Origin of the sequence: Cellulosimicrobium cellulans (genome assembly GCF_016907755.1) — a bacterium.
GTDB classification, from domain to species: Bacteria; Actinomycetota; Actinomycetes; order Actinomycetales; family Cellulomonadaceae; genus Cellulosimicrobium; species Cellulosimicrobium cellulans_D.
Genome location: NZ_JAFBCN010000001.1, coordinates 1,244,456 through 1,269,574, shown reverse-complemented (window position 1 = coordinate 1,269,574; position 25,119 = coordinate 1,244,456). Strand labels below are relative to the sequence as shown.

General features: G+C 75.3%; 19 protein-coding genes. 8 read left to right on the top strand and 11 right to left on the bottom strand.

Annotated elements, in window-relative coordinates; all coding sequences use genetic code 11:
• Positions 1-57: 57 nt before the first annotated feature.
• From JOE63_RS05510 to JOE63_RS05500, 3 genes are read right to left on the bottom strand one after another with little or no spacing between them, the layout of a single operon-like run.
• Positions 58-3,720 carry an ATP-binding protein gene (locus tag JOE63_RS05510; RefSeq protein ID WP_204543480.1) on the bottom strand — a complete coding sequence of 1,221 codons (3,663 nt, stop codon included), beginning with the start codon at positions 3,718-3,720 and terminating at the stop codon, positions 58-60.
• Positions 3,720-4,484 carry a DUF4194 domain-containing protein gene (locus JOE63_RS05505; protein ID WP_204539755.1) on the bottom strand — a complete coding sequence of 255 codons (765 nt, stop codon included), beginning with the start codon at positions 4,482-4,484 and terminating at the stop codon, positions 3,720-3,722. The genes JOE63_RS05510 and JOE63_RS05505 overlap by 1 nt, the downstream gene beginning before the upstream one ends.
• Positions 4,481-6,190 carry a DUF3375 domain-containing protein gene (locus JOE63_RS05500; protein WP_204539752.1) on the bottom strand — a complete coding sequence of 570 codons (1,710 nt, stop codon included), beginning with the start codon at positions 6,188-6,190 and terminating at the stop codon, positions 4,481-4,483. The genes JOE63_RS05505 and JOE63_RS05500 overlap by 4 nt, the downstream gene beginning before the upstream one ends.
• Positions 6,191-6,557: 367 nt before the next feature.
• Between JOE63_RS05500 and JOE63_RS05495 the strand changes: the two genes are divergently transcribed.
• Positions 6,558-7,259 carry a vitamin K epoxide reductase family protein gene (locus JOE63_RS05495; RefSeq protein ID WP_307839950.1) on the top strand — a complete coding sequence of 234 codons (702 nt, stop codon included), beginning with the start codon at positions 6,558-6,560 and terminating at the stop codon, positions 7,257-7,259.
• Between the two features lie 130 nt (positions 7,260-7,389).
• On the opposite strand, the gene JOE63_RS05490 is transcribed toward JOE63_RS05495, so the two are convergent.
• Both JOE63_RS05490 and JOE63_RS05485 read right to left on the bottom strand, forming a co-directional pair.
• Positions 7,390-8,886, bottom strand: coding sequence for a S1 family peptidase (locus tag JOE63_RS05490; RefSeq protein ID WP_204539749.1), 1,497 nt, complete (start codon positions 8,884-8,886; stop codon positions 7,390-7,392).
• 117 nt (positions 8,887-9,003) lie between these two features.
• Positions 9,004-9,975: a LysR family transcriptional regulator gene (locus JOE63_RS05485; RefSeq protein WP_204539746.1), complete on the bottom strand. Its 972-nt coding sequence runs from the start codon at positions 9,973-9,975 to the stop codon at positions 9,004-9,006.
• Between the two features lie 87 nt (positions 9,976-10,062).
• On the opposite strand from JOE63_RS05485, the gene JOE63_RS21630 reads away from it, so the two are divergent.
• A complete protein-coding gene (locus JOE63_RS21630) occupies positions 10,063-10,722 on the top strand; it encodes a TetR/AcrR family transcriptional regulator (RefSeq protein WP_204539743.1) in 660 nt (219 codons plus the stop codon).
• A gap of 34 nt (positions 10,723-10,756) precedes the next feature.
• Here JOE63_RS21630 and JOE63_RS05475 read toward each other — a convergent pair whose 3' ends face one another.
• From JOE63_RS05475 to JOE63_RS05460, 4 genes are all read right to left on the bottom strand, one after another.
• The gene (locus JOE63_RS05475; RefSeq protein ID WP_204539740.1) at positions 10,757-12,403 is read right to left on the bottom strand and encodes a DUF7059 domain-containing protein; all 1,647 of its coding nucleotides are present in this window, start codon (positions 12,401-12,403) and stop codon (positions 10,757-10,759) included.
• 104 nt (positions 12,404-12,507) lie between these two features.
• Entirely contained in the window at positions 12,508-13,044 is a 537-nt protein-coding gene (locus JOE63_RS05470) for a hypothetical protein (protein ID WP_157759579.1), read from the bottom strand.
• A gap of 108 nt (positions 13,045-13,152) precedes the next feature.
• Entirely contained in the window at positions 13,153-13,773 is a 621-nt protein-coding gene (locus JOE63_RS05465) for a hypothetical protein (protein ID WP_204539737.1), read from the bottom strand.
• Positions 13,774-13,867: 94 nt separating this feature from the next.
• Complete coding sequence (locus tag JOE63_RS05460; RefSeq protein ID WP_307839949.1) at positions 13,868-14,605, bottom strand: DUF981 domain-containing protein; 738 nt, start codon at positions 14,603-14,605, stop codon at positions 13,868-13,870.
• 502 nt (positions 14,606-15,107) lie between these two features.
• Here JOE63_RS05460 and JOE63_RS05455 point away from each other — a divergent pair.
• Positions 15,108-15,791: a TetR/AcrR family transcriptional regulator gene (locus tag JOE63_RS05455; RefSeq protein WP_087471071.1), complete on the top strand. Its 684-nt coding sequence runs from the start codon at positions 15,108-15,110 to the stop codon at positions 15,789-15,791.
• Between the two features lie 136 nt (positions 15,792-15,927).
• Positions 15,928-18,165, top strand: coding sequence for an exo-beta-d-1,3/1,6-glucosidase (locus JOE63_RS05450; protein WP_307839948.1), 2,238 nt, complete (start codon positions 15,928-15,930; stop codon positions 18,163-18,165).
• Positions 18,166-18,250: 85 nt separating this feature from the next.
• On the opposite strand, the gene JOE63_RS05445 is transcribed toward JOE63_RS05450, so the two are convergent.
• A complete protein-coding gene (locus JOE63_RS05445; protein ID WP_204539734.1) occupies positions 18,251-20,566 on the bottom strand; it encodes a sodium-translocating pyrophosphatase in 2,316 nt (771 codons plus the stop codon).
• A gap of 233 nt (positions 20,567-20,799) precedes the next feature.
• On the opposite strand from JOE63_RS05445, the gene JOE63_RS05440 reads away from it, so the two are divergent.
• Both JOE63_RS05440 and JOE63_RS05435 read left to right on the top strand, forming a co-directional pair.
• A complete protein-coding gene (locus tag JOE63_RS05440; RefSeq protein WP_204539731.1) occupies positions 20,800-21,363 on the top strand; it encodes a sigma-70 family RNA polymerase sigma factor in 564 nt (187 codons plus the stop codon).
• Complete coding sequence (locus JOE63_RS05435) at positions 21,360-22,781, top strand: hypothetical protein (protein WP_204539728.1); 1,422 nt, start codon at positions 21,360-21,362, stop codon at positions 22,779-22,781. The genes JOE63_RS05440 and JOE63_RS05435 overlap by 4 nt, the downstream gene beginning before the upstream one ends.
• 31 nt (positions 22,782-22,812) lie before the next feature.
• Here JOE63_RS05435 and JOE63_RS05430 read toward each other — a convergent pair whose 3' ends face one another.
• Complete coding sequence (locus tag JOE63_RS05430) at positions 22,813-23,643, bottom strand: alpha/beta fold hydrolase (protein WP_204539725.1); 831 nt, start codon at positions 23,641-23,643, stop codon at positions 22,813-22,815.
• A 116-nt stretch (positions 23,644-23,759) separates the two neighbouring features.
• Between JOE63_RS05430 and JOE63_RS05425 the strand changes: the two genes are divergently transcribed.
• Entirely contained in the window at positions 23,760-24,353 is a 594-nt protein-coding gene (locus tag JOE63_RS05425; protein WP_204539722.1) for a sigma-70 family RNA polymerase sigma factor, read from the top strand.
• Positions 24,350-25,066 (top strand): hypothetical protein, encoded by a 717-nt coding sequence (locus tag JOE63_RS05420; RefSeq protein ID WP_204539719.1) that lies wholly within the window; start codon positions 24,350-24,352, stop codon positions 25,064-25,066. Before JOE63_RS05425 ends, JOE63_RS05420 begins: the two co-directional genes overlap by 4 nt.
• The last annotated feature ends 53 nt before the right edge of the window (positions 25,067-25,119 follow it).

Below are 25,119 nucleotides of genomic sequence, written 5' to 3'. Positions count from 1 at the left end.
CGGGACCGCCGTCGGGCACCAGCCCGACCCGCCGTGGGAGAAGCCTGGCCCGCGACCCTACCTCGCGGCGGGCGCAGGCTCCGGCGCAGCGGTGAGGTCCGTGCCCGACGGCGGCACCTCGCCGGCCGTGCGGCCGTCCCGGTACGCGGCGATCGACAGGGTCCGCAGGCGGGACGACCGCCCCGACGGGTTGTCGACGAACCCGACGGCCGAGATGTACGGCTCGATGACGTGGATCTTCTGCAGCGGCGTGACGATGAGGAGCTGCAGCCCCAGGCGCCGGAACAGCTCGAGCGCGAACCGGGTGGACTCGTCCGACCCCCGACCGAACGCCTCGTCGATGACGACGAACCGGAACGCCGTCGAGCGCACCGCGCCCCAGTCGAGCTTGAACTGGTAGGCGAGCGACGCCGCGAGCACGGTGTACGCGAGCTTCTCCTTCTGCCCGCCGGACTTGCCGCCGGAGTCGGAGTAGTGCTCGTGCTCGGAGTCGTCGGCGCGCGACCGCTCCGAGGCGGAGAGCACGAACCAGTTGCGGACGTCCGTCACGCGCCGGCGCCAGGCCTCGTCGAGGTCGGTCATGCCCTCGCGCCCGCGGAACCGCTCGACGAGCGCCTTGACGCGCAGGAACCGGTCCTCCGAGTACGACAGCGCGTCGGCGTCCCCCGCGACGGACCCGTCGCCCTCGGCGAGCGCGCGGTCGTCCTCCGCGAGGATCCCGTCGCCGTCCGTGCACGCGCGCAGGTCCTGCTGGAACTCGCGCACCTCCAGGTTCGGCGTGCGCGACATCTCGAGCCGGATGTACCGGCCCGGGTTGTAGTCGATCGCGCGGAGCGAGTCGTTGATCGTGTCGATCCGGTCGCGGATGACGTCGGCCTGCTTGGCGAGCTCGGCCGCGAAGCCCGCGATGTCGCGGATCGCGTTGGTGTTGAGGTACGCCTTGAAGTCGGCCTCGAAGCGCGGGAGGTCGTCGCGCACGAGCCGGTCGTGGATCTCGCGGTAGCCGTCGGCCGACCGCACGTCCGCGTCGAGCTCGGCGGTCTCGACCGGGTACGTCGAGCGGAACGACGCCATCTGGCCCGCGACGCGGGTCCCGAGGTCGGCCCGCTCACGCTGCGCCTGCTCCGCCTCGGCCGTGAGCCGTGAGCGCACCGCGTTCTCGACGGCATCCAGGTCGGCCGCGCGCGTCGGGCCGGTCGCGCCGTCCCGGTCGGAGCCGTCCCGGTCGACGCCGTCGGGCGGGCCGACCGTCGCGAGCTCGCGGTCGAACTCCGCTGCGAGCGCCGCCGTCGTCTCCTCGTCCAGCACCTCGCCCGCGCCGTCGAGCACCGCCCGCGCCCGCTCGCGCGCGGAGCGCGCCTCGTCGAGCGCGTGCCGGTCGGCGCCGAGCGTCGCGACGACGCGGTCGCGCTCGGCCTCGAGCTCGTCGTGGCGGCGCGCGTTGTCGTCGAGCAGCGTCGCGATCCGGCCGAGCTCGTCGCTCGCCTGCTCGAGCCGTCGCTTCTCCTCGGCGAGCTCGGCGATGCGCGCCGTCTCGGCGCCCCGGTCGAGCTCGTCCCAGTCGCGGTAGACGTCCAGCCGCCCGAGCGCGGCGGAGCGGGCCTGGAGGTCGGACCGCTCGGCTGCGGCGGCCTCCCGACGGCGCGCGACGACGTCGCGCCGGGCGGTCACCTCGGCCGCCTGCTCCAGCAGGGCGTCGATCTTGGCCTGCGTGGACCACCCGAGGACGTAGCCGCGGCGGTCGTCGACGGCGCGCGTGTCGTTCTTCTCGTGGTGGTCCGGCGAGTGCTTGACCTGGCCGGCGCGCGTGATCGCGCGGGGCAGCCGACGGAACGCGTCGAGGTCGGGCGCGCACGCGTGGTCGGCGCGCCGCTCCAGCTCGGCCTCGACCCACGCGGTGAGCGACGGCGCGTCGTCGAGGCGGCGCACGTCGAGCAGGTCGGCGAGCAGCGGGACGTCGTCGCGCGGCGCGGGGCGGGCGGCCGGGACGCGCGCGGGCACCCGGTGGTACACGAGACGCAGGCCCAGGTGCTCGCGGTCGACCCACGCGGACACGGCGTCGTAGTGCGCCGCGGGCACGAGGAGGGAGAGCGCGAAGCCGCGCAGGACGCGCTCGGCCGCGCCCTCCCAGTCGGCGTGCTCGGGGCGCACCGCGAGCAGCTCGCCCACGAACGGCAGGTCGCCCGGGGTCACCCCGACGCCGGCGCACAGCCGGTCGCGGACCTCCAGGTGGGTGCGCGGCAGGTTGGAGCGCCGGTCGGCGAGGCTCGCGAGCTCGGCCTTGACGTCGGCGGTCTCCTGCTCGACGGCGCGCAGCTCCGCGGCGACCTCGCTCACCCGCTCCTCCGCCCGGGCGAGGTCGTCGCGCACGCGCACCGCGGCGTCGTCGGCCGCGCGCCGCAGCGCGGCGAACGCCTCGGCGTCGACGAGCGCGGCGGCCACTGCCGCCGCCCCGCCGCCGAACCCTGGCTCGCTCCCCACGACGCCCTCACCCTGGGGGGAGACCCCGGGTTCGGCACCGTCCGGGCCGCCGAGCGTGAGGCCCGCCGCCGCGGCATAGCCCGCGAGCTGGGCGACGCGGCGCTCGCGCGCGGCGCGCTCGACCTCGCGGCGCGCCACCTCGCCCTCGATCGCGGCGAGCCGGTCGCCGCCGTGGCCCGCGCGCTCGAGCTCGAGCCGCTGCCGCTCGGCCGCGAGGAGCCCCAGCTCGTCACCGACCCGCTGGCGGCGGGACTCGCCGTCCGCGACGCGCTCGTCGAGCGCGCCGATCAGCCCGTCGAGGTCGGCCACGCGGCGCGACGCCGTGAACGCGCGCAGGGCGTCGCGCCGCGCCACGAGCGCCGCGGACCGCTCCCCCAGCGCGTCGTGCGCGTCGCAGTCCGCGAGCAGCGGCGCGAGACGCTCGATCTGCGCGGTGGCCCGCACGACGGCGTCGTGCGCGCTCGTGAGGTCGTCGAAGTGCGCGACGAGCCGGTCGGTCCACCGGTCCGCGTCGAACGGCTCGAGCATGTGCTCCCGCACGAACTCGCCGAGGTCGCCGACCGACTTCATGGACACGGTCTGGTGGAACAGGTCCATCGCCTGCTCCGACGGGATGCCGAGCAGGCGACGGAAGTCGCGCCCGTACTCGGGGAAGTGGTCGCGCACCTGGGCGCCGGACTCGCGCAGCCGACGCCGCAGCGCCGCCACGTCGCCGCCGAACCCGGCGAAGTCCGCCGTGATCGTCAGCGGGCGGTCGGCCGTGACGAAGAACCGGTCCGGCTGGCCCGACTGCCCCGGCGCGAGCCAGAACACCTGGGCGAGCGTGACCTCCTGGTCGAACCCGCGGTTGGAGAACCGGCCCAGCACCACCGAGTACGTGCCGCGCTCGCGCAGGCCGACGTGGCGCGTCGTGCCCGTGGCCTCGTCGCGCTCGGACTTGTAGTGCCCCGCGACGTACGAGCGCAGCGACCGCTCGCGCGCGCCCGCCCCGGCTGCCTTGTTGTAGGAGATCCGGTGCGACGGCACGAGCAGCGTCGTCACCGCGTCGACGATCGTCGACTTGCCCGACCCGATGTCGCCCGTGAGGAGCGCGTTGCGCCCGTCGAGGTCGAACGCCCACACGCGCTGGTCGAACGTGCCCCAGTTGAGCACCTCGAGCCGCTCGAGGCGGAAGCCCGCCCGGGCGTCGAGGTCCGCCGCCGGGTCGTGCAGCTCGACCGCGCTGAACAGGCCCTCCATCACGCCACCGTCCTCGTCGTCGTGCCTGCGCTCGTCGTTGCACTCGTCCCCGAGCTCGTGCCGGTGCCCGCCGTGCCCGACGCCGTCCCGCGCGCCCCGCCGTCGGCGGCGAGCTCCAGGTACTGCGCGAGGCGCGCGTCGAAGTCCGCGAGCCACTGCGCGTCCACGAACGCCTTGAGGATGCGGCGCACCTCGTACCGCCGCGCGTCGCCCGCGGCCGGGTCGCCGTCCTCGACCGGGACGGCTCCGCCGTCGGGCGCACCGTCCGGGTCAGGACGGCCCGCGGGACGCAGGAAGCCCAGCTCCACGACGCGCCGCACGAGCCCGTCCACGCGGTCCACGAGCCGCGCCTCGTTGGCCGCCGCGCCGGGGTCCTGCGCGAGGAACACCCGCAGCAGGTCGACGATCTCCGTGCGCGCGAGCACGAGCCGCGTCTCGCCGCCCTCGGAGTCCGCCTGCGCGAGCCGCTTGCGCAACAGCGCGAGCAGCAGGCTCACGTCGAACGGCAGCTCGCGGCGCGGGATGAGGCGCGGCACGCGCTCGTCGCGCTCGTGCTCGGGCTGCGAGCGCAGGTAGGCGTAGCCGTCGCCCTCGTCGACGACGACCTGCAGGCCCATCATCGCGACGGTGTCGCGCACCTGCGGCTCGCGCGCGAGCAGGTCGCGCCACAGCGCCTCGCCGGACTCGCGGTAGACGACGCCCTTGAGGAGCGACGTCACGACGACGGACAGCTCCGGGTCGCGCGCGGGGCGGGTCGTGCTCACGGGGTCTCCTCCGGGGCGGGGTCGGCGGTCTCGTGGAGACGCTCGGCGGCTCGGGCGGTGGGCGGGGTGTCGAGGACGGCGACGGGGTCGTGCGGCGCCCGCGGCGGGTCGCCGCCCGCCCCGGTGCGCCGCGCGTACGTGACGCGCGGCAGCCGCGCGACGCGCAGCACCGGGTCCGGCACCCCGTCGTCGGCGACCGGGCCGGTCGGGGCCTCGCCCTCCCAGCGCACCTCGTCGGTGCGCTCCTCGTCGTGCACGACGACGAAGCGCGGGTCCTCCAGCGACAGGTACGTCACGAGCTCGGCCAGGCCGTGCTCGAGGGGCGCGGCGGCGAGCAGGTCGACGAGCGCGACCTCCCCCGGGCCGCCCGGGGTGGTGAGCGTCGCACGGACCACCCGTGCGAGGCGCTCCGGGTCGACGTGCACCTGGTCGTACAGCGCGTCGACCTCGAAGTCGTCGTCGCCGGCCTCGACGTGGTCGGAGTCGAGCCGGGCCGTGGGCCGGGGCGAGAAGAGCGGCCGCTCCGTCGGCAGCACGACCTCCGGCGCGACGGCGTCGACCGCCATCCCCGGGGGACCTCCCGCGCCCGGTCCAGCCGGCCTGCGAGCGACGTCGCGCGCGGCGAGCGCCTTCGCCTCCACGCCGCGCAGGATGTCCATGACCCGCCGGTTCTCGAGCCAGACCTGGTCGTCGAGGAAGCGGCGGAGTTGCTCCGAGAGGGTCCGCACGGTCGCCTGCGTGCGCTCGCCGGCGTCGAGCCAGTCGTAGTGGACGCGGCGCAGCCGGCGGTGCTCGTCGTCCACCGCGACCCGCACGACCGCGTCGGGACCCGCGGCCTCGGGCGTCGGCCGCACGACGTCGGGCACGATCGCGTCGAGGGACTGGACGCGCTCGACGAGCGCGGCGAACTCCTCCTGCCGGCGGCGGTCGAGGAGGAAGTCGTAGAACGCGTGGAACGAGCGGCCCTGGTCGGACTCGGCGATGGCCGTGCGCGACCGCACGACCTCCTCCAGCAGCTCGCCCTTGGCGCCGTCCCAGCCGGTGATGCGCTCGCGCAGCTCGCGGTCGAGCGAGCGGAAGTTCGCCTCGACCTCGCGGAAGTCCGAGAGGAGGTCGGCGGCGGTCTGCGTGAGCTGCTGGTAGCGGTCGCGCTGCGCCGCGGCGTCGAGCACGGCCACGCGCCCGGCGCGCACCTGCGCGATCTCCTCGTCGATCGCGGCGCGCCGCTCCTCGAGCTCGCGCAGGCGCTCCGCCGGGTCGGTCTGGGTCCCGACGGCGAGCTGGCGCAGGAGCTCGAACACCGTGTTGAGCCGCGACTCGGTGCCCACGAACCCGCGCCCGCGCAGCGACGCGACCCAGCGCACGGCCTGCTCGACGGCGGGCGTCGCGTCGTAGTGCGGCTCGCCGGAGCCTGGCGGGTACCAGGCGCGCAGCCAGCCCTGGTCGGGGTGCGCCCAGTGGTCGACGTACGCCTGCGGGGCCCGCGGGTACCGCGGCTCTGCTCCTGAGGCCCGCGCGGACCGGCCGTCGACCGCCCACAGGTGGTCGTCGAGCCGCGCGACGAGCTCGCTCTCGGGGATCGCGCGCACGTTGTCCTCGACGAACAGCGTGCCGAGGAACGACAGCACGAGCGGGGCCGTGTCCGCGCGCAGGAGCCGCCACGCCGCGCTCGACCGTCGCAGGGAGTCGACGTCGTCGTGCTGCACGCAGGTCCTCTCGGGGGGCGGGGCGGCCCCGCGGGAAGCGCGGGCGCCCCCAGATCTTAGGTCGCGACTCGCCCCCGACCCGGACGACCCACCGGGCGGTCACGCCCGGCCCCCGGCGAATGCTGCGTCCGCGCTCGACCGATGCGTTCCCGGACGCAGCGCTCGAGCGGGAGCGCATCGCTCGGCAGCAGGCGAGCGCGTCCCCGGATCCGGGACCATGGTCCCTGTCGGCCGAGGGTGCGGGCTTCATAGTCTGGGTGCGGCGCCGAGCCGGCAGCGCGCCCACCCTGCCGGCCGGCGCCACCTTCTGCCCGCCCGCCGGGGCGTCCCCCGACCCGGCGGGGCCCCGCGGACCCGAGGACCGCCCGTGACCGGAACGACCACCGCCCTGACGGACGACGCGCGCCCGGGCCGGACGCCGTCGGGCACGGGGGCCGTGCGGGACGCGGCGTTCGACCCGTTCGCCCGCCCGACCGGCTGGACCCACTCCCGCGGCGTGCTGTTCGGCGAGATGCTGCTGTTCGGCCTGCTCAGCCTCACCGCGGCGTTCGTGCTGTCGTACGACGCCGTGCTCCTCGCCGCGAACCCGACGGCCACGCTGTCGTGCGACGTCAACACCGTGCTGTCGTGCGGGACGGTCGCCCAGTCGTGGCAGGCGCAGGTGTTCGGGTTCCCCAACGCGTTCCTCGGCCTCATCGCCGAACCCATCGTCATCACGACGGCGGTCGCGGCGCTGGGCGGGACACGGTTCCCCCGCTGGTTCCTCTTCGCCGCGCAGTGCGTGTACCTCCTCGGCGTCGTCTTCGCCTACTGGCTCTTCTACCAGTCGATGTTCGTGATCGGCGCGCTGTGCCCGTGGTGCCTGCTCATCACGGTCTCGACGACGCTCGTCTTCGCGTCGCTCCTGCACTGGAACGTCCTGGAGGACAACCTGTACCTGCCGCGCGCCGCGCAGGCGCGGCTGCTCGGGTTCGTGCGCTCGGGGGCCTTCGGCTACCTGGTGGCGGCGTGGCTCGTGGGTCTCGCGATCCTCGTGGTGCTCAAGTACGGCCCGGCGCTGCTGGCCTGACGGGACCCCCGCGCGCGGCGAGCCGCGCCGAACACGTCCCTGCACGCCGTCGAGCACGAGGTTGCTCCCGGAAAGACGACGGGAACGACAGCAACCTCGTGCTCGACGCGGACAGGGGTCAGGCAGGGCCTCAGGGGGTTGTCGTGGCCAGGGTGTAGGGGCCCGAGCCTGCGTAGGCGTGCACGACGAACCGGTAGTAGCCCGCCGCGCCGTCGTACGTGAGCGACTCGTTGGCCCCCGGCGACGTGGACTGCGCGACCGTCGCCCACGAGTAGCCGTTCCACTGCTGCAGGTACAGGTCGTAGTCGCTGCCGGCCGGGCCCGTGACGCAGCCGCGGTGGGAGCCCGCGGTCGCGGCCGTGTAGTACGACCCGTTCGGCTGGACGGCCGTCGCCCCGGCGGAGAGCGTGCCGGTGTACGTCCGGGCGTAGCCGGTGCATCCGGTCGGGGGCTCGGGGTCACCGCCCCCACCGTCGCTCGTGACGAGCGTGAGCCTGTACGCGGACAGGATCTCCCCGACGGGCTGGAAGTACGTCGTGCCGCCGGAGCTGCAGTTGCCGGACCCGCCCGACGTGACGCCCTGCGCCTGGTTGCCCGCGAGCAGCGAGCCGCCGGAGTCGCCCGGCTCGGCGCACACGTTCGTGCGGATGAGGCCGGTGATGGTGCCCTGCGCGTACGTGACCGAGGCGTTGTACGCCAGGACCGTCCCGCAGTGCCAGCCGGTCGTGGAGCCCGACCGGCACACCGACGCGCCGACCGGCACCTGCGTCGCCCCGGCCACGGCCACGCGGCCGCCCGCGTAGTTGTTCACGGCGCCCACCGGCGTGTTGCCCGCGTCGACCTGGACCCAGGCGTAGTCGTTGCCGGGGAAGCTCGACCCGCGGAACGTGCCGGCCGGGCCCGACGTGCGCGCACCGGCCGAGCCGCAGTGCCCGGCGGTGACGAACCCGCCCTGGACCGCGAACCCGACGGAGCACCGCGTCCCGCCGCCGATCGTGTAGGCGTTGCCGCCGACGACGTCGATCAGCGGCCGCGGCACCTCGGCCGTCTCCTCGTACGCCACCGCGTCCGCGGGCACGCCCGCCGCCGCGACCTGCGCGGCGACGTCGGACCCGCCGCCCTCGCGCACGGAGACGACGACGCGGTTGCGCGTCACGTCGACGTACCAGCCCGGCAGCGCCGCCGGGTCGTCGGCGAGCGCCCCGTCGAGGGTCGCGCGCCAGGTCTCGAGGTCGGCGAGCGTGTGGTCCACGGTCACCGCGATGGCGCCCTCGGCCCGCACCGCGCGGGCGTCCGCGGCGTCGGTGACGCCGACGTAGAGGACGTTCGCGGCGTCGTCGACCCAGGCGCCCGCGTAGTCGGCGCCCAGGCGACGTTCGAGCGCCGCCTCGGTTCCTGCCGCGTCGGACTGGAAGGCGAGCCGCGTCCGTGCGTCCCGCGCGCTGAGGCCCAGGTCGCGCTGCAGCGCGCGCTCCAGGCCGGGGGTCGTCTTGGGGACCGCGCGCACCGTCGCGCGCTGGTCCTCGGGGGCGGGCGTACCCGCGACGGCGTGCGTCGCGGCCGCGCCCGTCAGGAGCGTCGCGGCGGCGGTGACCGCGGCGATCCTCCTGCGGAGTGGTCGTGTCATGTCGTCCATTCCCTTCGCCGGGCCGGGCGGCCCGGTCGAGGGTCACGCTAGGGAGACCTCCGGCGCACGCCCAGATCACGATCAGGTCATACGCGGGCGCTATGTGCGGGCTCGCCCCTACGCGATCTCCACCGGGTGCTCGGCACGCCAGCGCCGGTAGCGCGGCGAGCGCTGCACCGCGTCGCGGTGCGCCCCCGAGGCGGCGCGTGCGATCGCGTCCACCGGCAGGCGCTCGGCCGCGTCACGGCGCCAGCCCACGTGGTGCGTCCAGCGCAGCGGAGCCCCGTCGAGGGCGACCGTCCGCACGCCCGGTGCGTCGAGCAGCACGGGCTGGACGAGCGCGACCGCGTGGCCGCCGCGCACCTGGTCGATGCACGACGTCCGGTCCGACTCCCCCATCGCCCGCGGCGTGAACCCCGCACGCACGCACGCGCTCACGAAGCACCGCTCGAAGCAGCCGGTGCCCGGGGCCGTGAGCCACAGCGCGTCGGCGAGCTCGCCCAGCCCGACGGCGTCCCGCGCCGCGACCGGGTGGTACTCGTCGACGAGGACGAACACGGGGTCCGTCGAGACCGCCGTCCACACGACGCCGCCCTCCGCCGGCGGGGCCGCGTCGCCGCACATGCCGACCAGCGCGACGTCGAGGGTCCCGCTCGCGAGCCGCTCCGCCGTCTCCTCGACGGACCACGACGTCGCCGTCGTGACGAGGAGGTCGTCGACCCCGAGCGCCGCGGGCAGCGCCGCGTGCAGGCGGTTCGCGAACAGCCCGCCGATCGCGGAGCTCACCGTCCCCACGCGGACCGGACCCGCCGTCGCGCGGTCCGACACGTGCCGCCGCGCGTCGTCGACGAGCGCCGCCATCGCGGGCAGCACGACGCGCGCGTGCCGCAGCACCACCTCACCGAGCTCGGTCGGGCGCGCCCCCTGGCGGTCGCGCGTGAACACGCACCCGCCCAGCACACGGTCGATCCGGTTGAGCTGGGCGGTGAGGGCGGGCTGCGCGAGACCGAGCGACGCGGCCGCCTTGGTCACGCTGCCCGACTCGGCCACCACCACGATCATGCGCAGGTGACGCACCTCGAGGTCCATGCGACCTGAACGTATCGGTGCGGCACTGCCCTGTCTCGCGGCGGTCTCGCAGGCCTTCCGGACGACTCAGCCGCATAGGCTGCCCCCGTGAGCGCCGACGACGACGCAGACGTCCCCTCGCCCCGCGTCCCGCGCGGGCGCGGCGGCCGCCGCCGTCAAGAGATCCTCGACGTCGCGGCGGCAGCGTTCGCGACGCGTGGCTACCACGGGGCCTCGCTCGCCGAGATCGCCGACGAGGTGGGGATCTCCGCGCCCGCGATCCTCCACCACTTCCGGACCAAGGAGGGGCTGCTCACCGCGCTCCTCCACGCGCGCGACGCCGAGGACGCGGACGACGGCGACGGCGGTCCCGCCCGCGCGTCGTCCCGCCCGCAGGGGCTCGCGTACCTGGACCACCTGGTCGAGACGGTCGCCCGCAACGTCGAGAGACCTGGCATCACCCAGCTCTACGCGGTGCTGTCCGCCGAGTCCGTCACCGACGGGCACCCCGCGCAGCAGTGGTTCCGTGACCGGTACGTCGGCCTGCGCGCCCTGGTCGAGCGCGCGCTGGAGGAGGCCCTGGAGCGGGGCGAGGTGCCCGCGGGCACCGACGTCGAGCAGTCCGCGGCCGCGATCGTCGCCGTCATGGACGGCCTCCAGGTCCAGTGGCTCCTGGACCCCGACCGCGTCGACATGGTCGCGGTGACGCGGCGCACGATCGACGCGCTGCTCGCCGCGCTCGTCGCGCCGCCCGCAGCGCGCCCCTGACCGCAGGTCCCGCGGCCGGCACCGGGCCCCGGTGTCAGCCGACCGGCACCAGGAAGCCGTCGCCCACAAGACCCCGCACCGTCGGCAGCAGCTCGCCCGCGAGGTCGTCCGCCGGGACCTCGAAGAGCGCAGCGATCGCCCCGACGAGCTGCCCGACGGTGAGCTCGCCGTCGCTCGCCCCGACGAGCGCCGCGAGCCCCGTCGACGCCTGGACGGCCCGCCCGAACCCGTCGCCCTGGCGCAGCAGGACGACCGTGGGGTCGGGCGCTCCCGGCGTGTGGAACCGTTCCTCGGTCACGTCGGCCGCGACGGCGAGGCGCGCGCCCGCGAGCGCGGCGTCGTCGCGGGCCGTGAGCCAGTCGTGCGCGGCGAGCGCAGCCGCGAGGTGGCCCCCCAGCGGCTGGCGGACCGGCCCGGTGCGCTCCTCGAGCCGGTGCAGGGTGGGGCGGTCGCCGTCGAGCGGGCGCCGCAGGGTCACGATCCCGAACCCGACGGCCTCCACGTCGCGGGCCGCGAAGTCGTCGAGCCACGCGTCGTAGGCGGTGGCCCAGGCCGCGGGCTCCCGCTCCGGCGTCGTCCCGCCGTCGCGGATCCACGTCTCCGCGTACTCGGCCGGGTCCTGCACCTCGCGCTGGACCACCCAGCCGTCCAGCCCGGCCTCGTCGAGCCACGCCCCGACGCGCTCGTCCCACGGGACGCCGCGGCGGTGCTCCCAGTTGCCGAGGAGCTGGGCCACGCCGCCCGGCGCGAGCACCGCGCCGACGCCTGTCACGAGGTCGCGCACGACGTCGTCGCCCGCGCGCCCGCCGTCGCGGTACTCGTACGCGGGCAGCGCGTCCGCCCCGTCGCCCCCGCCGCGCGGGGTGATGACGAACGGCGGGTTCGACACGACGAGGTCGAACCGCTCGCCTGCCACGGGCTCGAGCATCGACCCCGCGCGGAGCTCGATCGGTGCGTCGGACCCCGCCCTGTTCACCGCCGCGTTGAACGCCGCGAAGCCGAGGGCCCGGCGCGAGATGTCGGTGCCGACGACCGACCCTGCGTGCCGCGCGGCGTGCAGGGCCTGGATCCCGCAGCCCGTCCCGAGGTCGAGCACGCGCCCGACCTGCGTGCGGACCGTCACCTGGGCGAGCGTCAGGGACGCCCCGCCCGCGCCCAGCACGTGGTCCGGCGCGAGCCGGTGGCCCGTCGCGAGCTCGCCCAGGTCCGAGGACAGCCACCACGTCACCGGGCCCGCCGCGTCCGACGCCGCGTACGGCCGCAGGTCGACGACGGCGCGCACGGCGTCGTCGTCGGCCGCGCCCGCGGCCTCGACCAGCCCGAGCCGCCGGGCGCCGTCGACCCCGGTACGCCCGAGGGCGGCGTCGAGCACGGCGCGCGGGACGTCGTCGCCGAGGAGGAACAACGCCGCCAGCGCGGCCGTCGGGTCACCCTCCCGGCCCCGCAGCGCGCGCCGCGCGGGCACGGCCTGCTCGCGGTGCAACGCGGCCGACGCGACCGGGCCGAGCACCCGCTCGACGCCGTCGACCGTGAACCCGGCCGCTGCGAGGTCCGCGCGCAGCCTCGCCGCCGCTGCCCCGAGCTCCGCCGGCGCCAGGCCTGCGCCGGGCGGGGCCGGGCTCACGACGGCGTCCGGTGCGGCGGGCAGGGAGGAGGCAGGTGCGGCGTCGGCAGGAGGCATGGGTCCATCCTGGCGGATCCGCGCGGGGAGAGCCGGTCCGGCCCCGGACGCACCGGACCCCGGCGCGCCGAGGCGGGCCGGGGTCCGGGTAGGAGCAGGGGACGTCAGCAGTTCTGCGTGCCGTACACCGCGACGTTCTGGGCGGAGGTCTGGAACGACTCGTCGGTCATGAGCGACGTGATGGAGGACAGGTCGGCGCTGGCCGGGTCGTCCACGGCGGTCTCGAGCGTGTCGGTGAGCTGGCGGAACACGCCCGTGACCGTGTCCCAGTCGCCGCTGATCTCGGCGGGGGCCTCAGCAGCCTCGAGGGACGCGGTGAACGTCTCGAACTCGGTGACGGCGGCGGCCGGGTCGCTGGAGTCGATCGAGCCGAGCGTGCTCTGGGCGTCGAGGAGCGTCTGGTAGGCGGTGCAGAAGTCGCCCGACGCCTCGGCGTCGCCGGTCTCCTCCTCCGTGGCGTCCTCCGACTCGGTCGTGTCGGTGGACTCGTCCTCGGCCGGGGTCGTCTCCTCCGACGCGGTCGTCTCGGAGTCGGTGCTCGCGTCGTCGCCCGAGCCGCCGCAGGCGGCGAGGCCGAGCACGAGAAGGGCGCTCGTCGCGAGGGCGGTCGTGGTCTTCGTGATCGTCAGTCGGTTGCGCATGTGCCCCATGGTTTCCCATGCCGGCGCCTCGCGCGCCCTCAAACCGCCGAGGTGGGGACCGCTCCCCATGTGGCGAGCGCCACGGGGTGAAAGACCGCCGCGACCCGGTCAGCGGGTGCAGCCCGCCCGGAAGTAGTCCGTGACGGCCTGCGACGACGACGTGAGCGCGCCGGTGTCGATGCGGCGCCCGACGCGGTCGATCGCTCGGGACAGCTCGCCCGTGTCGCGTGCGCCGGTCGCCTCGACCTCGTCGGCGATCATCGTGAGATAGGTCGTCACGACGGCCCAGTCGCGCGCGATCTCGCCTGGCGGCGTCGCCCCGGCGAGCGCGTCCCGCGCCGTCGTGAAGCCCTCGACCAGCGCCTCGGGGTGCTCGACGGTGAGGTTGACCTGCGCCTTGGCCGCAGCCCCCCACGCGACCTCGGCGTCCCGGCAGACCGGGTCGACGGCGGTCGCGGCGGCGGGGTCCGCCGTCGTGCCCTCGCCCGCGCCCCCCGGCTGGGCCGCCCCGCCGTCGGGCGCGGCCCCCGGGGTGTCGTCGGCGCCGCCGTCGTCCACCGGGGCGCCGTCCCCGCCCTCCGACGCGGCGGGCGGGGACGGCACGGCGGCCGGGGCGGCGTCGGGCAACGACACGACGTCGAACGCCCCGCTCGCGACGACGGCCAGGCACAGCCCGGCGACGACGGCGAGGACCGCGGCATGGGCCACGACGCGCACCGGTGATTGCATGGCCCCTATGATGACGCCTCGCGCGCGCGAGGCGAACCCCGCGTGCCCTCCTGGCCCGCGGGGTCCCGACCGCCCGCCCGACGGCGGCCCGTCGTCAGCCCATCGTGTTGACGATGAGCCCGATGTGGGTGAAGAAGTTCATGGCGCCGAACAGCAGGAACGCCACCCCGGACAGCCCCCAGGCCCAGCCGATGACGGTCCGCACGACACGGCGCCCCGAGCGCACCGCGAACGGGAAGAGGATCGCCCCCACCCCGACGAGCGCGATGAGCCCCGACATGAAGATCGCCTCGACGAGCGGGTACGCGGCGAACGCGCCCGAGATGGGCTCCTCCGGCGGCGCGGCGAAGAGCTGGTACGTGACGCCCGCGACCGCGATGGCGACGAGCCCGAGGCCCATGCCGAGCACGAACACCGAGACCGGGCGGGCCACGGCCTGCAGGTGCTCCGTCGCGTCCGCGCGCTCGAGCGCAGCCCGGCCGCGCGTCCACAGGTAGAACGCCGCTGCGAGCAGCAGCACGCCGAACGCGAGGCTCGTCTCGCCGAAGATGATGTTGTCGAACGGGAAGCCGCCCGCGGCGAGCGGCCACGTGAGCGTCATGTGCAGGCCCGTCGCCGTGAGGATCGTGCCGAGCACGCCGAACGCGAGCGACCACCCCTCGACGACGACCTTCCCCGGCGACCGGAGCAGCTCACGGCCGAGCATGACGAGCAGGATCAGCCCGGCGCCGACGGCGACGGACATCACGGTGTTGTACGTGGGCATCTGCGCCCAGTCGATGACGAGCCCCTCGGCGGCGACCATCTCTGTCCACTCCTCGTTCGTTCTCACGGACCGCAGTCACGGTCCGAGATCAATAACCATACGCACGTATAGGTTATTCCTCGCCCCGGTTCCGGGCTCGCGGATCGGGTCCGCGGCGATGGCGCTCGGGTCTCAGGCCCGCGGGGTCGGGTCCGCGGCGGGTCGGCGCTCGAGGGCACCGCGGACCCGACCCCGCGGGCAGTCGCCCGAGGTGAGCGGAGACCAGGGCGAGTCGAAGCCGGTCGGGGTGGGTGGTGGTGCCGCGTCGTGGCGGGCCTGGACGAGGGATCGTCCGGAGTGAGCTTGCGAACGCAGGACGATCCCGACCGAAAACACGGGAGCCGCGAGGAACGAGCGGCGGATGGTAGACGCGGCGCCACCACCCACCCCGACCACCCAACCCGACCACACGCCGTCGGGCAGGGTGACCACGCCTCTACCTCGACCAACCACGGCTCTACCTCGCGCGACCACGGCTCTACCTCGTCGGGCTCCGGGCGCGCGGCGTCGGCCTCACTACGATGGCCCCGTGGACGACGGAGCGGGCACCATCGACCGGGCGGCGCGGCGCGACGGGGAGAGCGCCGCGGCCGGGGCGACGCGCGGGACGGTCCACGACCCGGCGCACGGCGCGCGCGCGACGGTGCAGGGGCGCAGTGCGCAGCGGCAGCGCGCGATGGTGGAGGCAGCGGCGCACCTGCTCATCGAGGAGGGCTTCGGCGCCGTGACCCACCGCCAGGTGGCGCGGGCGGCGGGCGTGCCGCAGGGCTCGGCGTCGTACTACTTCCCGACGAGCGCGTCGCTGGTCTCGACGGCGGTCGAGGCCGCGGAGGACGTGCGCGCGACGGCGGCGCAGGAGCGGGCCGACGCGCTGTCGCGGGAACCTCGTTCGAGCACGGCGACGGCGCGCGAGCTGATCGAGACGTTGTACGCGCCGCACGTGGACGACACGGTGGTCGACGTGCGGCTGGACCCGATGCTCACGGCGATGCGCGACCCTGCGCTGCGGCCGATCATGCGGGCGTCGCGCCCGCGTCTGCTCGCGGCGGCGCGGACCGTGCTGGACGCGTCGGGGCACGCGCACGTGACGGACGTCGACCTGGTGGCCCACGTCGTCGACGCGGCGCTGCTCTCCGCGGCGGCGGCGGAGGACGGGCGCGTCCTGGACCACGCGACGGAGACGGTCGCGCGCTTCCTGGACCACTGGCACTGAGGCCACAAACTTACTTACCGGTTATTCAGTTTTACCGGTAGAGTGGCCGCGCCCGGGCTCCCGAGCGCGTCGGCGGCGACCCGCCCGACACGCACCGCCCCGGGGAACCGTCGCCGTCGCCGTGGAAGGACCGTCCGTGAGCACCCTCCCCTACCTCGACCCCGCTCTGCCCGTGGCCGACCGCGTCGAGGACCTCCTCGCGCGGATGACGCTCCCCGAGAAGGTCGGGCAGATGCTGCAGCTCGACGCGCGCGACGGCGTCGGGCCGGCGGTCCTGGACAAGCACGCGGGGTCGCTGCTGCACACGTCCCCGCAGAACGTGGTCGAGGCGCACGCGCTCGTCGAGCGCACGCGGCTCCGCATCCCCCTGCTCGTCGCCGAGGACTGCATCCACGGCCACTCCTTCTGGGTCGGCGCGACGATCTTCCCCACGCAGCTCGGCATGGCCGCCACGTGGGACCCCGAGCTCGTCGAGCAGGTCGCCCGCGCCACGGCGGTCGAGGTCGCCGCGACCGGCATCCACTGGACGTTCTCCCCCGTGCTGTGCATCGCGCGCGACCTGCGCTGGGGGCGCGTCGACGAGACGTTCGGCGAGGACCCGTACCTCATCGGCGAGCTCGCGTCGGCGATGGTGCGCGGGTACCAGGGCGACGGCCTCGCGGACCCGACCGGGGTCCTCGCGACCGCCAAGCACTTCGCCGGCTACTCCGAGACCCAGGGCGGCCGCGACGCGAGCGAGGCCGACATCTCGCCGCGCAAGCTCCGGTCCTGGTTCCTGCCCCCGTTCGAGCGCGTCGCGCGCGAGGGCTGCGCGACGTTCATGCTCGGCTACCAGTCCATGGACGGCGTGCCCGTCACCGTCAACGGCTGGCTGCTCGACGACGTCCTGCGCGGCGAGTGGGGCTACACGGGCACGCTCGTCACCGACTGGGACAACGTGGGCCGCATGGTCTGGGAGCAGCACATCCAGCCCGACTACGTGCACGCCTCCGCCGCCGCCGTGCGCGCGGGCAACGACATGGTCATGACGACGCCGAAGTTCTTCGAGGGCGCGCTCGAGGCGGTCGCGCGCGGGCTCGTCGAGGAGACCGCGATCGACGCGGCCGTGCGCCGCATCCTCACGCTCAAGTTCCGGCTCGGCCTGTTCGAGGACCCGCGACGTCCCGACGTGGCACGCCAGGAGGCCGTCATCGCCTCGGCGGAGCACACCGCCGTCAACCTCGAGGTCGCACGGCGCTCGCTCGTCCTGCTCACGAACGACGGCACGCTCCCCTTCACGGGCGGGCGCACGGTCGCCGTCGTCGGGCCCAACGCGGACGACGACCACACCCAGCTCGGCGACTGGGCCGGCGCGTCGGGCCAGGCCGACTGGTTGCCCGACGGCCACCCGCGCGAGATGACGACGACCGTCCTCGACGGCTTCCGCGCCCTCGTCCCCGAGGGCTGGACGGTCACGCACGCGCGCGGCGCCGACATCCTCACGCTCGAGCCCGACCCCGAGGGCGAGCTGTTCCCCGACGGCCAGCCGCGCCCGCAGGTCGTCGTGCCCGCCGACCCCGACGACGCGCTCATCGCCGAGGCCGTGGCCGCGGCGCGCGACGCGGACCTCGTCGTCGCCGTCGTCGGCGACCGGATCGAGCTCGTCGGCGAGGGCAAGTCGACCGCGACGCTCGAGCTCGTCGGCGGTCAGGTCGCCCTGCTCGACGCGCTCGTCGCGACCGGCACCCCCGTCGTGGTCGTCGTCGTCGCGTCCAAGCCGCTCGTGCTCCCGCCGTCCGCCCACGCCGCGGCCGCGATCGTCTGGGCCGCGAACCCGGGCATGCGCGGCGGGCAGGCCGTGGCCGAGCTCGTGCTGGGGCAGATCGAGCCCGAGGGCCGGCTCCCGATCTCCTTCGCGCGCCACGCCGGCCAGCAGCCCACGTACTACAACGTGGTCCGCGGCCAGCACGGCGACCGGTACGCCGACCTCACCCAGCGCCCCGCCTTCGCCTTCGGGGACGGCCTGAGCTACACGACGGTGGAGTACGCGGACCTGCGCGTCCTGGGCTCGGTGCACGGTCCCGACGACGTCGTCCGTGCCCAGGTCACGCTGACCAACACCGGGACGCGGCCCGTCCGCGAGACCGTGCAGGTCTACGTGAGCGACACGGTCACGTCCGTGACGTGGGCGGAGAAGGAGCTCAAGGCGTACCGCAAGGTCGCGCTCGCGCCCGGCGAGTCCGCCGTCGTCGACCTCGAGGTACCCGTCGCGGACTGCACGCTCGTCGACGCGCAGGGCCACCGGGTCGTCGAGCCGGGCGAGTTCGAGCTCCGCGTCGGCCCGTCGTCCCGCGAGGACGCGCTCCTGCGCGCGCCGTTCACCGTCAAGGGCTGAGAGCGGACCCGGTCCACGAGACCAGCACACGACGACGCCCGGGCCAGGGAGGCCCGGGCGTCGTCGTGTGCTGGTCCGCGGTCGGTCAGGCGCCGGTCGCGACCCGCTCCGGCTCGACCGACGACTCCTCGCGGTCGACCCGCGCCGCCCGCAGGCGAGACATGATCACCGCGCCGAACGCGATCGCCGCCGCGACCACGGCGATGCCGATGCGCAGGGCGTGGTTCGCGTCCGCGGGGACGCTCATGAGCACCACCGCGGGCGCGATGAGCACCGACACGAGGTTCATGACCTTGATGAGCGGGTTGATCGCCGGGCCGGCCGTGTCCTTGAACGGGTCGCCGACGGTGTCGCCGATGACGGTCGCCGCGTGCGCCTCGGAGCCCTTGCCGCCGTACGCGCCGTCCTCGACGATCTTCTTCGCGTTGTCCCACGCACCGCCCGAGTTGGCGAGGAAGACCGCCATGAGCACGCCCGCGCCGATCGCCCCGGCGAGGAAGCCGGCGAGCGGGCCGACGCCCAGGCCGAACCCGACCGCGATGGGCGCGAACGCAGCGAGCAGACCCGGAGTCGCGAGCTCGCGCAGCGAGTCGCGCGTGCAGATGTCCACGACCTTGCCGTACTCCGGGCGCTCCTGGAACGTCATGATCCCCGGGTGCTCGCGGAACTGGCGGCGCACCTCGAAGACGATCGCCCCGGCGGCCCGCGTCACGGCGTCGATCGCGAGGCCGGAGAAGAGGAAGACCGTCGCGGCGCCGAGGATCACGCCCACGAGCGTGATCGGCGAGATGATCTCGTAGTCGAGCATCGCCGTGACGAGGCCGCTCCCGACCGTCTGGACGTCCGCCATCGCGTGGCTCACGGCGTCGGCGTACGACCCGAAGAGCGCGGTCGCGGCGAGGACCGCCGTCGTGATCGCGATGCCCTTGGTGATGGCCTTCGTCGTGTTCCCGACCGCGTCGAGGTCCGTGAGGATCTGCGCGGCCTCCGGGTCGCCGTCGCCCGACTCGCCGACCGACATCTCGTAGATGCCCTGCGCGTTGTCGGAGACCGGGCCGAACGTGTCCATCGCGACGATGACGCCGACCGTGGTGAGCAGCCCGCACCCGGCGAGCGCCACGAGGAACAGCGCGAGCCACACGGAGCCGCCCGCGAGGAGGAACAGGCCGCAGATCGCGGCGGCGATCACGCCCGCCGTGTACACCGCGGACTCGAACCCGACGCCGATGCCGGACAGGACGACCGTCGCCGCACCCGTGCGGGAGGTGGCGGCCACGTGCAGGGTCGGCTTCGACGTCGTGCCGGTGAAGTAGCCCGTGATCCACAGGATGATGCCCGCGAGGACGATGCCGATGACGACCGCGAGGCTCGCGACGACGCGCGGGTCGGCCGCGAGGCCCGACAGGTCGCCGAGGTCCGCGGTGCCGTCGAGCGCCGAGAACGACGACGGCAGGTAGACGAACGCCGCGACCGCGGCGAGCACGGCACCGATGAGCGCGGACAGGTAGAAGCCGCGATAGATGGCCTTGAGCCCGTTCTCCTGGCCGCGCACGCGCGTGATGAAGACGCCGAGCACCGCGACGAGCGCGCCGATCGCCGTGACCACGAGCGGGAAGACGAGGCCCTCCTCGCCCATCGCCGCCTTGCCGAGGATGAGCGCGGCGACGAGCGTCACGGCGTACGACTCGAAGAGGTCGGCGGCCATCCCGGCGCAGTCGCCGACGTTGTCGCCCACGTTGTCCGCGATCGTCGCCGCGTTGCGCGGGTCGTCCTCGGGGATGCCCTGCTCGACCTTGCCGACCAGGTCGGCGCCGACGTCGGCCGCCTTGGTGAAGATGCCGCCGCCGACGCGCATGAACATGGCGAGCAGCGCGGCACCGAAGCCGAAGCCCTCGAGCACGGCCGGGGCGTCGCCCTTGTAGATCAGCACGACCCCCGCGGCGCCGAGCAGGCCGAGGCCCACGACCGACATGCCCACGACGCCGCCCGTCCGGAACGCGATGCGCGCGCCCTCGGTGCGTCCGCCGGGCCGGGTCGCGGCCGACGCGACGCGCACGTTGGCGCGCACCGCGAGCCACATGCCGAGGTAACCGATCGCCGCCGAGAACCCGGCACCGACGAGGAACGCGACCGAGCGCCCGACGCGGATGCCGCCGTCACCGGGCAGCAGGAACAGCAGGCCGAACACGATCGCCGCGAACAGCGCGAGCGTGCGGAACTGGCGGCTCAGGTAGGCCCCGGCGCCCTCCTGCACGGCCTGGGCGATGTCCTGCATCTTCGCCGTGCCGTCCTCCGCGGCCAGGACCTGTCTGCGCAGGACGAACGCGAAGACCAGCGCCACGAGCGCGATCACCGCGATGACGGTGACGATGGTGAGACTTTCCGAACCGAGCGTGAGCATCCGTCCTCCTTGACGAACCGCGCGACCGTCGCGCCGGTCCCCTGCCGGAGCGATGGGGGTGAGTCTACGCACGTGTGGCGCACGTCACGACCACTCGTGCAGGACGTCACAAACGTGGCGCGCCGACCGGCCCTGGGCCGCACCGAACCGCGCTCTCCCGCCACCCCAACGAAACCCTCGACCCCGTCGTTGAGAAGGACAAGAGTGGTTCCACGAGCGGGGAGGCGGTCGCGATGGCGCGATGGGAAGAGGTGCTGGACGAGATCGTCCGCACGCGGCGACGCGCCCTGGTGGGCTACGCCTATCTCCTGACCGGAGACGTCACGGAGGCGGAGGACCTCGTGCAGGACGCCCTGTTCCGGACGTTCCGGCGGGGCCGCGCGGCGACCGACTTCGCTCTCGCCGAGAGCTACGTCCGGCGCGCGGTCCTCAGCGGGTTCCTCGACGGCACCCGACGGCGGCGGCGCTGGGACGGCGTGCGCCACCTCCTCGCCCCGCCCGACCCGGCCGACCGCGTCGAACCGGTCGTCGAGGCGCGCGTCGACGTCGTCGAGGCGCTCGGCGCGCTGGCTCCCCGCGAGCGCGCGTGCGTCGTCCTGCGCCACTTCTCCGACCTCACCGTCCGGGACGTCGCGGAACGGCTCTCGCTGAGCGAGGGCACCGTCAAGCGGTACCTGAGCGACGCGAACGCCAAGCTCGCGGCACGGCTCGGCCCGCTGCGCGTCGCCGACGACGACCTGCCCGTCACGCCTCCCGTCCGCGGGACCGCCCCGTCCGCCCCTGGAGGTGCGCGATGAACCGCCCCACGAACCCCGGCCCCGTCGACCTCGACGTCGTGCTGCGTTCGGTCGCCGACGAGGTGGTCCTCCGGACCGACGACGCGACCTCCGCCGGTCTCGTCCGCGACGGCGTCCGCCACGTCCGCCGGCGTCGCGCCGTGCTCGTCGGTGCGGCCGCCGTGCTCGCCGTCGCCGCCGCGGGCGTCGGCGCGAACGCCCTGCTCGCCGAGGACCCTCGCCCCGTCCTGCCCGCTCCCGCCCCGAGCCCCGAGCCCACGCCGAGCCCGGCACCCACGTACCGGGCCGCGTTCCCCTCGCCCGTCACGACCGACGCGCTCCGGTGCGGCGAGCCCGCACCCGCCGCGACGGGCGCGGCCCTGCTCGCGACGGCGTCGGTCGACCCCGCCGCCGTCACCGTCGCGTCCTCGGACCTCGTCGAGGTCCCGGGCCGCGTGTCCGTCGACGCCGCCGCGCGCGTGAGCGCCCTGGACCCGACCGGGCTCACCGGGTACGTCGTCGTGCAGGACGGGCTCGTCGTGTCGTCCGTGACTCCCCCGAACCTCGACGGCGCGACGCCGGTCGACCTCGCCGAGGGCGACGTGCTCGACCTCACCACGTCGGTCGACTCGTTCGCCTCGTGCGACCCCGCCGGCGTCACGGAGCACTCGCCGTCGCTCCTGCCGGGCGACTACGAGCTCGCGGTCGTCGTCCCCTGGGTCGTGTCGTCGTACGCGCTGGAGCGCGACGGCGCCTGGGGCGAGCCCGTGACCGCCGCCACCGGGTCGGGCGAGCCGCTGTTCGACGGTTGGCTCGTGACGCCGTCGGTCCCGTTCACGGTCTCGGCCGCCCCCGACGCGGAGCTCCCGGCGCCCCCGGCGACCCCCGACCCCGTACCCGGGGCCTTCACCGGCCCGACGACGACGTTCCCTGGCGCGCCGTCGTACGAGGACCTCCAGTGCGGCATGCCCGCCCCGTCCCCGACCGGCGACGAGCTCCTCGCACGGCTCGAGACCCCGGGAGCCCTCTCGGTGGCGGGCGGGACCGAGGCCACCCTCGCCGCCCGGCTCGCCGGGCTCCCCACGGCGCGCACCGAGACGGTCGACTTCCGCTGGCTCCGTGCGTACGTCGTCGCCCAGGACGGGACCATCGTCAGCTCGACCGTGCCGGCCACCGACTCCGAGGCGTACGCCGTCCTCGAGCCGGGCGCGACCGAGCAGCTCGACCACGCCGTCACCACCGCGGTGGCGTGCGAGTGGGGCATGCCCTCGGACGCGTCCCTGCCGCCGGGCGAGTACACGGTGCAGGTCGTGCACCCGTGGATGATCACGCGGTACTCGCTCCAGCAGGTCGACGGGTCGTGGGGCGCCGAGACCACGGGTGGGGGCCTCTACAAGGGCTGGCTCGTCTCGGCACCGGTCCGGCTGACGATCACCTGACCCGGCGCCGATCCGGGCCGGTCAGGGCCGGTCAGGGCCGGGCGTGCCCGTGCGGCGCGCCCGGCGTCCGCCGCTGGGTGCGGTGACCGCCCGCCGCGAGTCGCGCGACGACGTCGGGCCGGGTGAGCGGGAACAGGTGCCCCTCGCCCGCGAGCCCGACGCGCGGGACGGCGAGCCGGTCGGACAGCTCCCGCTGCTGGCGCAGGAACCGCGCGCTCCCGCGCAGACCCGTGACGAGCAACGGGTCCGCCGCCGTGGACAGGGAGCGCCCTGAGTCGAGCAGCGCGCGCACACGCGGTGCCTGCTCCCAGCTCGCGAACCACTCGTGGGCGAGCATCGTCCAGGTGCTCGCGCTCCCGTAGCGCACCCGCGCCACGTCGCGCGGGAGCGGGTCCGGGCGGCGGGCGACGACCCGCACCGCCCCGCGCCGCAGGGCCGGTCCGGCGGTCGCGAGCGCGCTGCCGACCAGCGCAGCCAGCGCGTCCCCCGCCCGGGCGGTCGGCCGCCCCGGGTGCAGGGCCGGGAGGTGCGGCTCCCACGGGCTCGTCGGGTCCAGGAGCACGAGGCGGCGCACCTCGCCCGGGTGCAGCAGCGCCCACTCCAGCGCGGCGAGCCCGCCCACGGAGTGCCCCACGAGGCCCACCGGTCCGGAGCCGTCGACCCGCAGGGCCGTCCGCACCGCGTCGACCGGCCCGGTGACGGGCGTGCGCCACGCGTCGAGGACGCGGACGTCGTCGGTCCTGGCGACGACACGGAGCTCGTCCGCGAGCGGCGCGAAGTCCTCGGGCGTCAGCGCCAGCCCGGGCAGGATGACCCAGGTCGTCGCGCGGTCCGGCGCGTCCGCTCCTCGGCCTGCGCTCACGGACCCACCCTAGGGAGCGGACCCGCGCCCCGCGCGGTACAACGTTTCGCGGGCGCCGCTCGTCTCAGGGTGCGACAGGACGAACGCACCCGCGCCGTCCCACCTCGAGGAGGACCGTGCGACCAGCGACCGGCCAGGACCGCCCCGACGACGACCCGCTCACGGTTCTCGTGCGGGACCGCGGCAGCGCGCTCGTGGGCTACGCGTACCTCCTCACCGGGGACGTCGCCGCCGCCGAGGACCTCGCGCAGGAGGCCGTGGTCCGCGTGTTCGTCCGGTCCCGCCGCCACCGGTGGCCCGACGCTCCCGAGTCGTACGTGCGCCGCGCCATCCTCTCGCTGTACGTCGACGGGTACCGGCGCTCCCGACGCTGGCGTGATGTCAAGCACCTCGTCGCCGTCCCCCCGCACCGGGACGGCCCGGCGGACGCCGCCGACACCTCCGCCGACGTCCGCGACGCGCTACGGGCGCTCGCGCCGCAGGAGCGCGCGTGCGTCGTGCTGCGCTACTACGACGACCTCACCGTCCCGCGGATCGCCGAGCACCTCGGGCTCTCCGTGGGGACGGTCAAGCGCTACCTGCACAACGCCGTCGGCAAGCTCGAGAACCTCCTGGGCCCCCTCGACGACACGGCGGACGACGACACCGACGACCAGGTCGAGCTCCGGACTCCCCACGCCCCGACCACGCCTCGGAGGGCAGACGCATGACCCGCCTCGACGACTCCCTCCAGGATCTCGCCGACACGCCACGACGCGAGGGCGTCGTGCTGCCGCTCGCCGACGTCCAGCACCGGGTCCGCCGCGGACGACGCGTCCGCCGCACCGCGACGGCCGGGATCGTGACGGCCGGCGTCGTCGGGGTCGGCGTCGCGGCCGCGTCGCTGGGACTCCAGGGTTGGCGTGCCACCGAAACCCCGCCCGCGGCCACGTCCGCCCCGCCGGGGGTCGTCGCACCGCTCACCGGGACGACCGTCGCGTGCGGGACTCCCGAGGCGGACCTCGCCGCCACGACGACGCTCACGCTCACCGGGCCGGGCGGGGCCGAGGTCCCCGGCGTGCAGGACGGGGACGGTGACGTCGGGGCCCTCGAGCTCACGAACCACGGCGAGGAGCCGTTCGTCGCGGCGTCGAACGGTTTCGCGCGCACGGTGCTCGTCGACGACGCGGTGGTCGTCGCCGTGCCGATGATGGAGCCCGACCCGTTCCACCCGATCGACCTCGCGTCCGGGGAGCGCCAGCCCTTCGGCATCACCCCGACGAGTCCGTGCGACGGCGGCACGCTCGCACCCGGCACCTACACCGGGTACTACGTGCTCGAGGTCGACGCGCTCCGGAGCACCGCCGACCTCGACGCCTGGGACGGCACGGCCGGCACGGCCACGGCGATCGTCAGCGCACCGTTCGAGGTCGTCGTCGGGTGACTCTTCCCGGCAGCGGCCCGGGGTGACGACCCGCCGTGGGCGATGATGGGCGG

Bases quoted from the DNA above. Each gene is read 5' to 3' on its own strand.
- JOE63_RS05510 (WP_204543480.1), bottom strand. From the start codon at position 3,720: ATGGAGGGCCTGTTCAGCGCGGTCGAGCTGCACGACCCGGCGGCGGAC.
- JOE63_RS05490 (WP_204539749.1), bottom strand. From the start codon at position 8,886: ATGACACGACCACTCCGCAGGAGGATCGCCGCGGTCACCGCCGCCGCG.
- JOE63_RS05485 (WP_204539746.1), bottom strand. From the start codon at position 9,975: ATGGACCTCGAGGTGCGTCACCTGCGCATGATCGTGGTGGTGGCCGAG.
- JOE63_RS05475 (WP_204539740.1), bottom strand. From the start codon at position 12,403: ATGCCTCCTGCCGACGCCGCACCTGCCTCCTCCCTGCCCGCCGCACCG.
- JOE63_RS05470 (WP_157759579.1), bottom strand. From the start codon at position 13,044: ATGCGCAACCGACTGACGATCACGAAGACCACGACCGCCCTCGCGACG.
- JOE63_RS05465 (WP_204539737.1), bottom strand. From the start codon at position 13,773: ATGCAATCACCGGTGCGCGTCGTGGCCCATGCCGCGGTCCTCGCCGTC.
- JOE63_RS05445 (WP_204539734.1), bottom strand. From the start codon at position 20,566: ATGCTCACGCTCGGTTCGGAAAGTCTCACCATCGTCACCGTCATCGCG.
- JOE63_RS05440 (WP_204539731.1), top strand. From the start codon at position 20,800: ATGGCGCGATGGGAAGAGGTGCTGGACGAGATCGTCCGCACGCGGCGA.
- JOE63_RS05435 (WP_204539728.1), top strand. From the start codon at position 21,360: ATGAACCGCCCCACGAACCCCGGCCCCGTCGACCTCGACGTCGTGCTG.
- JOE63_RS05420 (WP_204539719.1), top strand. From the start codon at position 24,350: ATGACCCGCCTCGACGACTCCCTCCAGGATCTCGCCGACACGCCACGA.